The sequence below is a fragment of the Nostoc sp. C057 genome (genome assembly GCF_013393925.1).
GTDB classification, from domain to species: Bacteria; Cyanobacteriota; Cyanobacteriia; order Cyanobacteriales; family Nostocaceae; genus Nostoc; species Nostoc muscorum_A.
This window is the reverse complement of the sequence record NZ_CP040281.1, coordinates 2,116,943-2,131,171: the sequence shown is the minus strand read 5'-3', so window position 1 is coordinate 2,131,171 and position 14,229 is coordinate 2,116,943. Positions and strand designations below refer to the sequence as shown.

Sequence of the window (14,229 nt, the reverse complement as noted above, 5' to 3'; positions counted from 1 at the left end):
AAGCCAGTCCTTGTTTAATAAGTTTTGTATAGAATTTGGTGGTGAGGTCATTTACTTGATTCTCAATTGCAACAATCCAGGTTTCATTTATGAGTCAGTCTTTTTCTCAAAACCAAGGAAGGCGAAATCGTCAACAAAAGCTGTGGCCACAAAAATGGAGTTTAAAGACTAAAGCAATAGTTTGGGCACTAAGCATCAGCGTACTTCCTGTGTTTGCAATTGGGATAGCTACTTACTTCTATGGGATTAATTTAAGTACCAGACAAATACCGCAAGTCAGACAGGAGAGAGCGAAAAGTTCAACAGAAACTGAAGCTCTACAGAGACAACTGTCACTCTTGTTAACTGGTATGGGAGTAACGGCAATCTTAGCAGGTGCGATCGCTGTTTTTGTGACTAATCGAGCTATCAGTCGAGTTAGCAACATTGCTGCAACCTCTAATGATATCAAAAATAGGCTACGTCCAGACAGTGAGTTTACTCAAACTTTCATCGCTAACGAAGATGAATTAGTGATGTTAGAGAGAAACATCAGCTTATTCACAGAACTGCTTTCAGTTTTGGTACAAGAGAAAGAAGCCGAAGCTGATTATTCTCAACTATTAACTAAAATTACCCGTTGGGTTCGAGAATCATTCAATGAAGAAGATGTTCTCAAAACTACCTCAGAAGAAATTCGTAAAGCTTTAAGCATTGACCGTGTAGCCATCTTTTGCTTCAATTCCAACTGTAATGGCACCTTTATCGTCGAATCAGTAGCACCTGGTTTACCAAAAATACTAGGGGTTACAGTCTCCGATCCTGGCTTCGAGGTAGGGTATATAGAAAAATACCGGAATGGTTCCACCCGTGCTATTGATAATATCTATCAAGCCGATCTCAGTGATGGTGATGTTGAATTGCTCAAGCAATTTGCTGTCAAATCTAATTTAGTAGCACCTATTTTTAAAGGCAAACAGCTATTCGGTTTATTGGTTGCACATCAGTGTTCTAGAGTTCGCTTTTGGCAGCAATCTGAGATTGATTTATTCGCTCAGATAGCTATGCAAGTAGAATTTGCCCTTGACTACGCCAAGCTTTTAGAACAGGTAGACACCAAAGCAGATAAAGCTCAGATATTTATAGAAATTACCCGCAGTATTCGCGAATCGCTCAACGAAGAGGATGTCCTGAAAACCACTGTAGAAGAGGTTCGCAAACTACTTAGTACAGATCGAGTAATGGTTTATAGCTTTAACGCTAATTGGTCTGGAACTGTGATTGCCGAATCAGTGATTCCAGGTTATCCAAAAGTTTTGCGGTCTGAAATCCAAGACCCATGTTTCGGTCAGGGTTATGTAGAAAAATATCAGTCTGGTCGCGTTGCAATCACAAACAACATTTACCAAGCTGGTTTGGCTGATTGTCACATTAGCCTGCTCGAATCTTTTAGTGTGAAAGCAAATTTGGTTGCACCCATTCTCAAAGATGAACAGCTATTTGGCTTATTAATTGCTCATCAATGCTCCAGACCGCGTGATTGGCAACAGCCTGAAATTGATTTATTTGCTCAGATAGCAATGCAAGTAGGATTTGCTCTCGACCATGCAAGACTGTTGCAACGCATCGAGGCTGAGGGTGTGCAAAGTCAGTTGCTGGTGGATACTATCGGCAGCATTCGTCAATCGCTCAGCGAAGAAGATGTCCTAAAAACCACTGTCGAAGAGGTTCGCAAAGTACTTAGTACAGATCGAGTGATGGTTTATAGCTTTAATGCTAATTGGTCTGGAACTGTAATTGCCGAATCAGTTGTTCTCACCTATCCAAAAATTTTGCGGGCTGAAATCGAAGATCCATGTTTTGGTCAAGGCTATGTAAAAGAGTATCAGTCTGGTCGCGTTCTGGCAATAAATAACATTTACGAAGTCGGTTTAGCTGATTGTCACATTAAACTGCTCGAATCCTTTGGTGTGAAAGCAAATTTGGTAGCTCCCATTCTCAAGGATGAGCAGTTATTTGGCTTATTAATTGCACATCAATGCTCCAGACCCCGTGACTGGAAACAATCTGAGATCGATTTATTTGCTCAGATAGCTATGCAAGTAGGATTTGCTCTCGACCATGCAAGACTCCTGCAACGAATCGAAGCTGAAGCTATGCGAAGTCAATTATTGGTGGATATTACCCGCAGAATTCGCCAATCACTCAAAGAAGAGGATGTCCTGAAAACTACTGTGGAAGAGGTTCGGAAGGCTTTGAGTACTGACCGAGTACTAGTTTATAGCTTTTATGCTAATTGGTTCGGAATTATCATTGCCGAATCAGTGGTTCCAGGTTATCCCAAAGTTTTGCGGTCTAAAATCCACGATTCCTGTTTTACTCAAGGCTATATAGAAAAGTACCAGTCTGGTCGTGTTGTCGCAATCAACAACATTCATGAGTCAGGTTTGGCTGATTGTCACATCAAACTGCTCGAATCTTTCGCCGTGAAAGCAAATTTGGTTGCACCCATTATCAAAGATGAGCAGTTATTTGGCTTGTTAATTGCACATCAGTGTTCTGGGCCCCGTGATTGGCAACAGCCTGAGATTGATTTGTTTACCCAGATAGCTATGCAAGTAGGATTTACTCTCGATCATGCTAGGCTCCTACAAGCGTATCAAGCTACTGAAGCTGACTCTAATTAATAGTGAAAAGAAACATTTTTTAGGGGGAATTCATTTGCCGATTTGCGGTTAAATGAATTGCCCCTACCGCGTATAGTAGCCTATTTATGAATAGTCTCGCGCTCTTTATTAGCAGGTTCCTTATCTTTGAATAAGTCAGCTGCTGTTAGAAGTAACTCCCTTAAGGTTTGTTTGATTTGGCGCTCTTTTCTGGCCAGAGATGTACCAGCTTCACCTAGTTTGTCTTCTAGCTGCGATCGCTTCTGTTCTACCTGTATAGCTACAGATTCTGCTTGGGGACGAGCTTTATCGTACCAGTGTTTAGCCTCATCTAGATAATCTTGAACCTCCATAGAACGTCCGCCATAGCGTGCAGCCATATTAGCTCTGACAATAGCTAGCTGTGCTTGCAATTGCGCGTAACGTTTCTTTAATAACCCGACTTCTTCACTATCTTTAATGGCATTGACAGCAGAATCAATTGCAGTTTTGGTACTAGCTGGTCTTTCTTTACCCGTCTCTTCAATTTCTGCCAAGATTACATCAACCTCTTGCTGGAGTTGTTCTTCTTCACCATCTAGTTGAGCTTGGAGCCGCTTGATATCTGTCTGAGTTTTAGCAATAGATTCGTGTCTTTGAGTGTTAATTCCTTCTAGCGCTCCTTCAATAGAAGCTGTCACTTCATCTTTAAGTTCGCTACCTTTTTCTTGGAAGTTTTCAATGACAGCAGAAACAGCATCTCTAACCAGGCTACGAAGTTCAGTAGAACCTTGTTTAAACTCAGAGCCTACTTGAGAAACTGCGGATTTAACAATTTCTCGAATCCGATCGGTTCTTAATTGTCCAGTTTCTTTAGCTTGTTGCAAGTCTGATTGAATTTTTTCTTTGATATTGTTGTTAGGCATTTTCAACTCTTAGAATTTAACTAATTGGGATAAAACTTTCTAGAAATGTTCTTACATCCACATTATGGCGTAGCCAGATCGGGCTTGGTACTTCCTTTAGATAGAAAATTACAGTTCCAAAGAGGTGAACTGTCAATACTGCTCGGTTAAGAATATTTGCACGAACTGAAGCCCTACAAACCATACAAAAGATTGGGTTTCGTTACTCAAACCAATCTCCAAATTTTTATCGAACAGAATTCAGGAGTCAGGAGTCAGAATTCAGAATGAATTTTGTATGACTGGCGGATGAATAACCGGGTTTAAGACCTCCACCAAATTGAAAATTTGGTGATGCAACAATTCAGTTGCGGGTCTGAATCCCCGACTGATAGCGCAGCGTAAAGCCTTCGGCATGGCTTCGCTTAAAGCGAGTCCATGAGCGTCTTGATTCTGACTCCTGAATTCTGACTTCTGAATTCTTCTTCAATTTTAGAAAAAACCTACGCAGTATTGGTTGAACTGTAACATAGTGCCAATTTGTGAGATGATTAATGCTTGTTGGTAGTAATTGATAGTGAAATATGTGGCGAGTAAATATTACTTGTTCAAGTGATGCCTGGAAGCTCTATGGTACTGAATTCAAAGCGATCGCCCAGAAGTATCAAGGGGAATTAATTGGTTCCAAAAAAATGCCAGATGGTACACGCATCATGTCTTATAAAATTGAGGATGTTAGCGATGCAGAAGCCTTTCAAGAAGATTGTGCAAATTTTGCAGGATTTACAACTGACTTTGAATCTTTGTAATAATTGATTCTGACACAACCAGTATTCAAAATCAGGAGACGTTGATTGAAAAAACTACTCACATTAGTATTAGTAACATTTCTCTTGTTGTTCAGCGCTTTTACTATGCCTGCAATGGCAGCAGACATAGTTAACGGTGAACAAATATTTAGTCTTCATTGTGCTGGTTGTCATATTAACGGCAGCAACATAATTAGGCGGGGTAAAAATCTCAAAAAGCAAGCGCTGAAAAAGTATGGTATGGATTCAATAGAGGCAGTTACATCTATAGTTACCAATGGTAAAAATAATATGTCAGCCTACAAAGAGCGCCTTACTGAACAGCAAATTACAGATGTTTCTGCTTACGTTCTCGAACAAGCTGAAAAAGACTGGCGTTAGAAAGTTAGGAGTTAGGAGAGACGCGAAAAATCTGTGTCTTTACAAGAGTTAGGAGTTTTAACTCTAGTCGTCGTAAATCATTCATAATAAAGTAGAAAAGTTAAAAGGCTGTAAAAAACCGCTTTTCAACTCACTAATTATTAAATCTGCTCACTTCCAACTCCTAACTCCAAAAATTGAAAATGAACTTACCCACAGCGAGCCGTCTCCAATTCACTCCCGATTTAAACATCTGTCGCATATTAAATGGTATGTGGCAAGTCTCCGGCGCACACGGACAGATCAATCCCCAAGCTGCCATTGAGACTATGTTCAAATATTTAGATGCAGGCTTTACCACTTGGGATTTAGCAGATCATTATGGCCCTGCTGAGGACTTTATTGGTGAGTTTCGCTGTCAACTAATTGATACTCGTGGCAAAGACGCTTTATCTAAGGTGCAAGCCTTTACAAAATGGGTGCCTCGTCCAGGTAAAATGACAAAGAAACTGGTTGAGGAAAACATTGATATTTCCCTGAGAAGGATGAATGTAGAATCGTTAGATTTGATGCAATTCCACTGGTGGGAATATCAGGATAAAAATTATCTAGATGCCCTGAAATATATGGCGGAACTCCAGACTGAGGGTAAAATTAAGCATCTAGGCTTAACTAATTTTGACACGGAAAATTTGAAGCTGATTACTGAAGCAGGCATCAAAATTGTTTCTAATCAAGTGCAATTTTCCCTTATTGACCGCCGTCCCGAAGTTAATATGGTGGAATTTTGTCAGCAGCATGACATCAAGCTTTTTACTTACGGTACACTGTGCGGCAGCTTGTTATCAGAAAACTATTTGGGTAAACCGGAACCGCGAGGATCTGATCTGTCCACTGCTAGTTTGAAAAAATATAAAAATATGATTGATGCTTGGGGGGGTTGGCAATTATTTCAAGAATTGCTAGCTATTTTGAAGGAAATTGCTAATAAGCATAAAGTAAGCATCTCTAACGTGGCAGTGCGTTACATTTTAGATCAGCCAACTGTGGGTGGTGTGATAGTTGGTGCCAGACTTGGCGTATCTGAACATATAGAAGATAACGCCAAAGTATTTAGTTTTAGTTTAGATGCTGACGATCGCGATCGCATCAGTGCCGTATCTCGACAGTCACGAGATTTGTATCAGCTAATCGGCGATTGCGGCGACGAGTATCGCCGCTAATTATCGGGAAACAGGTAATAATAGTATCTTCATGCTGATGAATTAAAGAAGACCGTGACCACTACACTGCACTGGCAAGAACGGGTTGGTAATCAAAGAGATTGGGTTTGGCGGGGCTGGCAAACCCGCTATACTTACATTCGCCCTAGCCAAAATAACCACAAAACACAACCTCTGATTCTGTTACATGGCTTTGGCGCTTCCATTGGTCATTGGCGACATAATTTAGAAGTGTTGGCTGAACATCACACAGTTTACGCCATTGATATGCTGGGTTTTGGCGCTTCTGAAAAAGCCGCAGCTAATTACAGCATTGACTTGTGGGTTGAGCAGGTTTACGATTTTTGGAAAACTTTTATCCGTCAACCGGCGATTTTAGTAGGCAATTCCAACGGTTCACTGATTTCCATGGCCGCCGCCGCCGCTCATCCCGACATGGTGCTGGGTATAGTGATGATGAGTTTACCCGACCCTTCCCTAGAACAAGAAGCAATTCCTCCCGTATTGCGGCCGCTTGTCAGAGCAATTAAAAATGTGGTCGCTTCGCCATTAGTTCTTAAACCTGTGTTTAACTTCGTGCGCCGTCCAGGGGTGCTGCGTCGCTGGGCAAGTCTTGCCTACGCTAACCCAGAGGCGATTACCGATGAACTCATAGAAATTTTAGCTGGGCCTCCCCAAGACAGAGGTTCAGCGAGGGCTTTTAGTGCTTTGTTCAAAGCTGCGATCGGAATTAACTTTAGTCCTAGTGTGAAAACAGTATTACCAACCTTAACAATTCCGATGTTGTTAATTTGGGGACAAAAGGATCGGTTTGTTCCCCCAGCCCTTGCTAACCGATTTGCCCAATACAACCAAAAATTGGAAGTGCTGAATTTAGCAGATGTGGGCCATTGTCCCCATGATGAATGTCCTGAGCAAGTCAACCAAGCTATTGTAGATTGGATTGAGAGATGGGTTAGCGACCGCCAACCCCCTTACACTTTCCCAGCTTTGCCGGAAACTGTCTAAGAGGGCCTTTGTTTATACCGCGCGTTCATCAGCGCTAGCGTTGTCGGCGACTCTTTGAAGAGATAGATATGGGGCTTTTGTTATGCAATGGGAGCGATCGCGCCACCCAATACCTTTGCGACCATTCAATTGGGAATTAATTAACACCCAACATCGCACGGCGTAAATAAGTCACCTATTTCAAATGTCCAAAACCCTTGCAAATAGGTAATTACGAATTACGAATTACGAATTACGCATTACGCCTTACGGTACTAGCCAATCGTGGCTTGGTTAGTGTCAACATCTGTAGTTCCATGCACAGAGCGAGCTACAGAAATCATTTTATTAAGAATTTCTTGACTGGGAACTTTGCCTTTCAATACTACAGTGCTACCCGTTTGAGCAACCCAAAGGGTATTAACATCATCAAGTTGGGGATCTTCATCAAATGCCAAAGCTACCCGCTTTGCCAACCCACTTTGGTCATATTCGCCACTTAATCCCAGACGTTCTGGGGGTATGGATTGAGTAGCAGTAGGAGCAGCAGTACTACTAGGAGTTTGTGCTATTGACTGCGGAGTAGGATTTACTTCTGCATTTTGAGGTTTTTCCATTCCAAATAGTCTTTGTAACCAACTCATAAAAATTTTCTCCTAATTAGAGGCTTATTGAGTGGAGTATAAAAGCTTTACGAAAATCCCGCATCTACCAATGAAAAGATATCCATTCCATAAAATTCCTCCTTGCAGAATAATTTCTGTCCAATTTTTTATTTCTAGAGAATGCAATGAGTGCAGCTATTGAGTTTACAATAAAAGGTCGCACTGATAATTAGTGCAGTAGTACGCCACAACAGAAATCAACATACATTTGACAAAATGTCAAGAGTTTGTAACTCAATGAATTTTGACTTTTGAATGAGTGAATTCTGCAAAGCGGTACTAGTTTCTGCGTTCCTCAAATCCTGTTCTAGCCTCTGTTGGCGAAGATGAAACATACCCTTTCAGTTCTCGTAGAAGATGAGGCGGGTGTTCTTTCCCGCATTTCTGGTTTATTCGCCCGTCGTGGTTTTAATATTGAAAGCCTTGCTGTTGGCCCTGCTGAACAGGGAGGAGTCTCCCGAATTACAATGGTTGTACCTGGTGACGATCGCGTGATCGAGCAACTCACCAAGCAACTATACAAGTTAGTCAATGTCCTGAAGGTACAGGATATTACCGAAACTCCTTGCGTCGAGCGAGAATTGATGCTTGTGAAAGTGAATGCTAGTAGCAGCAATCGCTCAGAAGTGATTGAACTGTCTCAGATTTTCCGGGCGCGAGTCGTGGATGTAGCAGAAGATTCTCTTACCTTAGAAGTTGTGGGAGATCCAGGTAAAATGGTAGCGATCGTGCAGGTGTTACAAAAGTTTGGTTTAAGAGAAATCGCCCGCACTGGCAAAATTGCCTTGACTCGTGAGTCAGGAGTGAATACCGAGTTACTCAAATCTTTGGAAGCAAAAGTTTAGTTGGGATTTTAATCAGCACATAAATCAAAGACAGCAGAAGTCATAGTGGCAATTGTTACTATGACTTTTGCTGAGGGACTATAAAAAAAATTGCAGGAGAATTTAGAGTGATAGCTCAATCGAACGCTGAGAGGATGTTTGAAAAGTATTATGTGAAACGAAACAGTCAAAGTCATCAAAGACCTAACTCTTGACCCTCTACCCGACGCAAAAAGGCTGAATTCAAAGCCTCTCGACCTTTCGGGGAGAGGAATAGAAGCGGGGTTTATAGTATACTTTACAACTTTAAAATATTCTTAACCGAGTAGTATTGCAATATTTCCTTAATCAAATTATCAAATGAATTTTGGGACAATAATTTCTCAATTTTTTCATATATCTAATTTCAGACTTATAAATTTAAATTGAATTTTCTCGTTTAAATTTGCACTTTTATTTTGAAAATATGGAGATTGAATTCGTTAATTATTAATCTTAATTGCAATTTAGATACCTTTCTTTTGCTCTCAATAAGTATTGATATTGAAGTTTTCTACACTTAGTGCAATGTTGTTTAAGTGCAAAAATATACTATTAACATCTAAGTACTTTAGCACAATAAAATAAAACTATGTAAAGAAAAATGAACTAGGCTAATATCCTTATATCTATTGCCTGTTGCCTGATCCCAACGACAATTATTTACGCCCGCTTACTTATGCAAGCTGAAGCAATGCGAACGAAAGAACAATGGAAAATCGAGTTTTTTGACTGGTGTACACTGTAGCCGATACATCAGGGAGATTAAGAGAGATAATTTAACTTGTGTGTACACCGTAGTCAGAGCAGGAAGAGGAATGGAAGCGAGGTTTTGCAGATAAGAATGAAAAATCGGCTTCTCCATAAGTAGCTTGCGAAATTCATCATTACTTTGGCTAAAGATTGGATGTTTTCCTATATATTCAAGTAGATGTAATTTTTTACGTATAAATATAATTTATACTTATTAGTACCTCTGCTGTGGATATAGTATCAAAATTAACATCAAACCAAAATTTAGTTTCCCAAGGAATTAAAAATATGAACTCACCTGAAGAATACATCAATAATAATTCATCAAATATAGAAAAACAGAATTCGAATGCAAACATAAATGAGTTGCAATTTAGTAATAACAGTATGAGTGAAGGTAGAAACTTAGATAAAGTTAGAGAAATTCTTTTTGGCAATCAAATAAGGGATACGGAAAGAAGATTTACCCGTCTAGAAGAACGTCTAATTAAGGAATTGGGCAACGTGCGAGATGAAACAAGAAAACGTCTAGATGCTTTAGAAATTTATATTAAACAAGAAGTTGATTCTTTAACGCAGCGCCTAAAAAATGAGCAGACCGAGCGTGACTCTCAGGTAAAAGCAGTTGCTGAAGAAAGTAAAAACATAATTATATCTTTAGAAAAAAAGATTACTCAATTTGATGAACAATCAACTAATAGCCAACGAGAGTTGCGCGAACAGATTCTCAACCAATCTAAAAGCTTACAAGATGAGATACAACAAAAATCTCAGGAAATAGTAGCTTTACTAGAACGGGAAGCTCAAGAACTTCGCAGAGAGAAAACGGATCGTTCAAATCTTGCTGCTATGTTTACAGAGTTAGCTATCCGGCTGAATGCAGAAAATAAGTCTTGATCTAAGGAGTTGTTTGAAAATTTTTTCACTATGAATTTTGGCACTTTTATATTCTCCCTACCCCTATTAAAAAGGGGAACTTAAAAGAATTTAAAAGTTTTAAGACAAGAATACTTTCAACATATCCTCTACTCTAAGGTTAAAAGATTTTTACCTATCGGTACATCTCTTCTGTTTACAACAGAATGCTACTTGATGATAAATTGTGAATTGGGGAATTTTGGTAATGAATGACTATTCAAAAAATCCAATACCGAAAGCATCCTCTGAAGGTTTGGACAGCAACAACCAAACCTTCGAACTTAATGATGAACTAACTATACTCCGTAGTTTGCTTCTGGATATTGAGCCGACTAAACTTAAAACACTTTATGAGCGATTAGAAAACCCTCAAATTCTACCAGAAGATATTAGCAAGATGCTTCCAGAAGCTGTTATCTTGCGCTCAAAGCAAGATAAACAACTTGGGGAAGTAATGGTATCAACTGTGGAAAATGCCATTGAAGTTTCTGTTAAACAAGACCACAATGTGCTTTCAGATGCATTATTTCCAGTTATTGGGCCAGCTACTCGCAAGGCGATTTCCACGGCTCTTGAGGAAATGATGCAATCGATGAATCAAACTCTGGAACATAGCTTGTCTCCACAGAGCTTTAAATGGAGGCTAGAAGCACAACGCACAGGAAAATCATTTGCGGAAATTGTGCTGTTACGGACGCTAGTTTATCGAGTTGAACAAATCTTTTTGATTCATAAAAAATCAGGGTTATTGCTGCAACATTTAGTAACAACGCAGATAACAGTTCAAGATCCAGATTTAGTAGCTGCGATGTTGACAGCTATCCAGGATTTTGTCAAAGATTCCTTTAAGGTACAAAAAGTAGATGGGTTAAAAAGTTTACGCTTTGGAGAAGTCATAATTTGGATTGAAGAGGGGCCGCAAGCTCTAGTAGCAGCGATGATTCGAGGGAATCCTCCTCAAGAATTAAGGTTAGTTTTGCAAGAAGCGATAGAAAAAATTCACCTAAAGCTAGGTAGAGAAATTAAAAATTTTACAGGGGAAACAGAAGTATTTCAGGCCAGCCTGCCTTATTTAGAAGCTTGTCTGGTAGTTCAGTATAAATCTGCGGCTAAAAAAAATTATACCTATGCCTGGGCTTTCTTGGGCGCGATCGCGATCGCTTGTGGGACTTGGGGCTTTTTTGCGATAAGAGAACAACTTCGTTGGCAAGCATATCTCCAAAAACTCAACTCTCTGCCAGGAATTGTTGTGATTAACACCAAGCAAGCTTTTGGCAAATATTTTATTTCGGGAATGCGCGATCCTTTAGCAGTAGATCCCAATACACTAATCCAACAAACAAATCTTAATCCCCAAATAGTAATTAGCCAGTGGCAACCTTATCTATCTTTGGAGCCAGAATTTACTGCTAAAAGAGTTGAAAAATTGTTGCATCCTCCCCAGACTGTATCATTAAGGGTTGATAACAACGGTATTCTTAATGTAACTGGTTATGCACCCCGTAAATGGATTTTAGAAGCACGGAAATTATGGGCATTTATTCCTGGCATCACCCAATTTCAAGACCAAAAACTCGTAGAAATAGAACTTAGCGAGTTAGAGTTATCTAAAATAAAGATAGAAAAAGAAATAATTTTTTTTACAGAAGGAACAACTGAGTTGATGCCTGGTGAAATTGACAAATTGCCTAATTTGTTTTTATCAATCCGCAAATGTTTGGATATTGCCAAGTATTTAGGTAAAAATGTGCAGATTCAAATAATTGGACATACTAATAGTGCTGGAACAGAACGAAGAAATAGACCACTCAGTCAAGCCCGCGCTAATAAAATTCTATCTTATTTAATATCCCAAGAAATCAAGACAAACCAATTTCAAGCACTAACTGTAAGTTCTAGCCTAACTTCCCAGCCAGAATTAACGCCAGAATCTAAAGAATTTAATCGGAGAGTATCTTTCAAAGTATTAATAAATAATACCTCTAAATAAAATTATATCAATTTATGGTTATCCAGAAGAAAATTTGTATGATAGGTGCATTTGCTACAGGTAAAACTAGTTTAGTAGCAATGTTTGTCCACAGTATTTTTTCTGAAAAATATCATACTACTGTGGGTGTAAAAATTGATAAAAAAGCTATAGAGATTCAAGATAAAAAAATCAACCTTATCCTTTGGGATATCTATGGAGAAGATGAGTTTCAAGAATTACAAATGTCTTATTTGCGAGGTTCTGCTGGTTATTTATTAGTTGTAGATGGTACTAGGTATAATACTTTACAAAAAGCTTTGGACTTACAAATAAAAATAGAAGATGCCATTGGTCAAGTTCCATTCATTTTAGTCATAAACAAGTTGGATATAACGGATGAATGGGAAATTGAATCTGCTGAGATAGATGATGTTATACAAAAGGGTTGGACTGTGATTAAAACAAGTGCCAAACATGGTATTGGTGTAGAAGAAGCTTTTCAAACTCTCACTAAAAAAATATTGGATTGCTAAATGTTGGATGTCCCTGTTTTTGTAATTGCCTATATTCTAAATTTGCTAACATCAGAGTCTTCTCTTGGCTATCTGTTGGTTAATAAAGATGGTAGCCTCTTGACTTGGGGTGGGAAATTGGCAGCTTATGGAATTACTAACCTCCGTAAAGGCAAAAATGCAAAAGAGCAAGTTGTTTTTCTAGAAGGGTTACTACCATTAGATGATACTTCCATATTTCTACCATTCATCCAAACAGAGTATGGCAGTTGTGTAGATGTTCATATATTACCGACAAAGGAAGCAGATTGGGTATTGCTGTTAGATAGTAGCTGTGATAGAGATTACCTCTTTCCTATTCAGCAAAAAGCAAATGATTTCAGATTATTATACGAAAAATTAAATAAAAAGTTAAATTACTAACCTAAAGTCAAAATTAATTGATTGTATCAGGTTGAACTCATGAATACATCGATCGCGAATGATATACTCACGGCTTTGAACATTCTGGTGTTAGAGAAAATTGATGCAGGTTTATTTAAAATTATTGGTAATATACCTGATTGGTTAAATCAATTTTCTTGTAAAAATTTAGCATCAGGAATGAATATATCAATACCACATGAAGAGTTTTCTTTTTTAAATAATTTTTTAGTTGATGCCGAAAAATTTTGGACTAACAATAATACTAAAAAACTCAGTTCAGGTTTATGGACTGAAATAGATGCAACTGGACAAGAATATCAATTTAAAGCTTATGCCATTTGGGTGGATAATAAGAAATTTTTATTGATTGAGGCGTTGGAAGACTCTTATCAAGAACAGCAGTATATTCTCCAAAAAGCTAGAGAATATAAATTGATTTATCAGCAATTACTTAAAGATAATCAAAAAAAAGATGTTCTAGTTCATTGTCTTGTCCATGATATAGCAGTGGAATTGAGCGCTATAAACTGCTGTTTTGCACTACTAGAATTTGAAAACCTAACGCCTAAAGGAAAAGAATATTTAGAAACTGGTATAAAGCAATGTCTCAAACAAGAGATGCTGATTAAAGATATTTTAGACGCTTTTTCTACTGAAGCAGCATTAACAGAAAATTCTCATATCGATATTGAAGAAGCACCTAATATCTTAAGTTCTATACAAGAGGTAATTGAATTTTCAAAACTGAACTTTGCCCTTAATAATATACAATTACAGCTTGCTACCAATATTGATATGACAGCAGACTGGAAAGTTATGGCAGATAAATCTCGTTTAGATAGAGTGATTTCTAATCTAGTAGAAAATGCTTATAGATATAGTAAACCAGATTCTATTGTGACTATTGGTCTACAACTGGATGGGCAATATGTTTTAGTTACTATAGATGATTGTGGTTTGGGTGTACCGCCAGAAATGGAAAAGAATTTATTTCAAAAGTTCTCTCAAGGCAAAGGTAAATCAGGGAGAGTTGGTTTAGGTCTTTATTTTTGTAGAATCACACTTGAACGCTGGGGAGGTATGATTGGTTATTTACCTCGTCTTGAAGGTGGTTCTAGATTTTGGTTCCGCTTGCCAAGACTAGCATCAGTGTTGACATACTCCCCGGCGTGAACGCACGGTGATTTTGGAGTAATGAGTAATAAGGAGAGC

At 38.6% G+C, this 14,229-nt stretch carries 13 protein-coding genes; 11 read left to right on the top strand and 2 right to left on the bottom strand.

The annotated features are described in order from the left end of the window. The first annotated feature begins 89 nt into the window (after positions 1 to 89). Entirely contained in the window at positions 90 to 2,666 is a 2,577-nt protein-coding gene (locus tag FD724_RS09605) for a GAF domain-containing protein (protein WP_179072454.1), read from the top strand. Positions 2,667 to 2,746: 80 nt separating this feature from the next. Here the strand turns inward: FD724_RS09605 and FD724_RS09600 are convergent, their stop codons facing one another. Beyond that, positions 2,747 to 3,550: a histidine kinase gene (locus FD724_RS09600; protein ID WP_179072453.1), complete on the bottom strand. Its 804-nt coding sequence runs from the start codon at positions 3,548 to 3,550 to the stop codon at positions 2,747 to 2,749. A gap of 563 nt (positions 3,551 to 4,113) precedes the next feature. Here FD724_RS09600 and FD724_RS09595 point away from each other — a divergent pair. The 4 genes from FD724_RS09595 to FD724_RS09580 all read left to right on the top strand — a co-directional run bounded on the left by FD724_RS09595 (position 4,114) and on the right by FD724_RS09580 (position 6,929). Further along, entirely contained in the window at positions 4,114 to 4,338 is a 225-nt protein-coding gene (locus FD724_RS09595) for a hypothetical protein (RefSeq protein WP_163930055.1), read from the top strand. A gap of 45 nt (positions 4,339 to 4,383) precedes the next feature. Further along, positions 4,384 to 4,719 (top strand): cytochrome c6 PetJ, encoded by a 336-nt coding sequence (gene petJ / locus FD724_RS09590; RefSeq protein ID WP_179072452.1) that lies wholly within the window; start codon positions 4,384 to 4,386, stop codon positions 4,717 to 4,719. 182 nt (positions 4,720 to 4,901) lie between these two features. Continuing rightward, the gene (locus FD724_RS09585) at positions 4,902 to 5,921 is read left to right on the top strand and encodes an aldo/keto reductase (protein ID WP_179072451.1); all 1,020 of its coding nucleotides are present in this window, start codon (positions 4,902 to 4,904) and stop codon (positions 5,919 to 5,921) included. A 54-nt stretch (positions 5,922 to 5,975) separates the two neighbouring features. Next, the gene (locus FD724_RS09580) at positions 5,976 to 6,929 is read left to right on the top strand and encodes an alpha/beta fold hydrolase (protein ID WP_179072450.1); all 954 of its coding nucleotides are present in this window, start codon (positions 5,976 to 5,978) and stop codon (positions 6,927 to 6,929) included. Between the two features lie 254 nt (positions 6,930 to 7,183). Here FD724_RS09580 and FD724_RS09575 read toward each other — a convergent pair whose 3' ends face one another. Beyond that, on the bottom strand, positions 7,184 to 7,552 hold the full coding sequence (locus FD724_RS09575) for a BON domain-containing protein (RefSeq protein ID WP_114080076.1): 369 nt from the start codon (positions 7,550 to 7,552) through the stop codon (positions 7,184 to 7,186). A 347-nt stretch (positions 7,553 to 7,899) separates the two neighbouring features. Here FD724_RS09575 and ilvN point away from each other — a divergent pair, with 347 nt between their 5' ends. From ilvN to FD724_RS09545, 6 genes are all read left to right on the top strand, one after another. Continuing rightward, positions 7,900 to 8,418 carry an acetolactate synthase small subunit gene (gene ilvN, locus FD724_RS09570; RefSeq protein ID WP_114080075.1) on the top strand — a complete coding sequence of 173 codons (519 nt, stop codon included), beginning with the start codon at positions 7,900 to 7,902 and terminating at the stop codon, positions 8,416 to 8,418. A 1,059-nt stretch (positions 8,419 to 9,477) separates the two neighbouring features. Continuing rightward, positions 9,478 to 10,086: a hypothetical protein gene (locus FD724_RS09565; protein WP_179072449.1), complete on the top strand. Its 609-nt coding sequence runs from the start codon at positions 9,478 to 9,480 to the stop codon at positions 10,084 to 10,086. Positions 10,087 to 10,312: 226 nt separating this feature from the next. Further along, a complete protein-coding gene (locus FD724_RS09560) occupies positions 10,313 to 12,097 on the top strand; it encodes an OmpA family protein (RefSeq protein ID WP_179072448.1) in 1,785 nt (594 codons plus the stop codon). Positions 12,098 to 12,111: 14 nt separating this feature from the next. Beyond that, positions 12,112 to 12,612: a Rab family GTPase gene (locus FD724_RS09555; RefSeq protein WP_179072447.1), complete on the top strand. Its 501-nt coding sequence runs from the start codon at positions 12,112 to 12,114 to the stop codon at positions 12,610 to 12,612. Further along, entirely contained in the window at positions 12,613 to 13,014 is a 402-nt protein-coding gene (locus FD724_RS09550; protein ID WP_179072446.1) for a hypothetical protein, read from the top strand. It begins immediately after the preceding gene. 39 nt (positions 13,015 to 13,053) lie between these two features. After that, a complete protein-coding gene (locus tag FD724_RS09545; protein WP_179072445.1) occupies positions 13,054 to 14,190 on the top strand; it encodes a sensor histidine kinase KdpD in 1,137 nt (378 codons plus the stop codon). Positions 14,191 to 14,229: the final 39 nt, after the last annotated feature.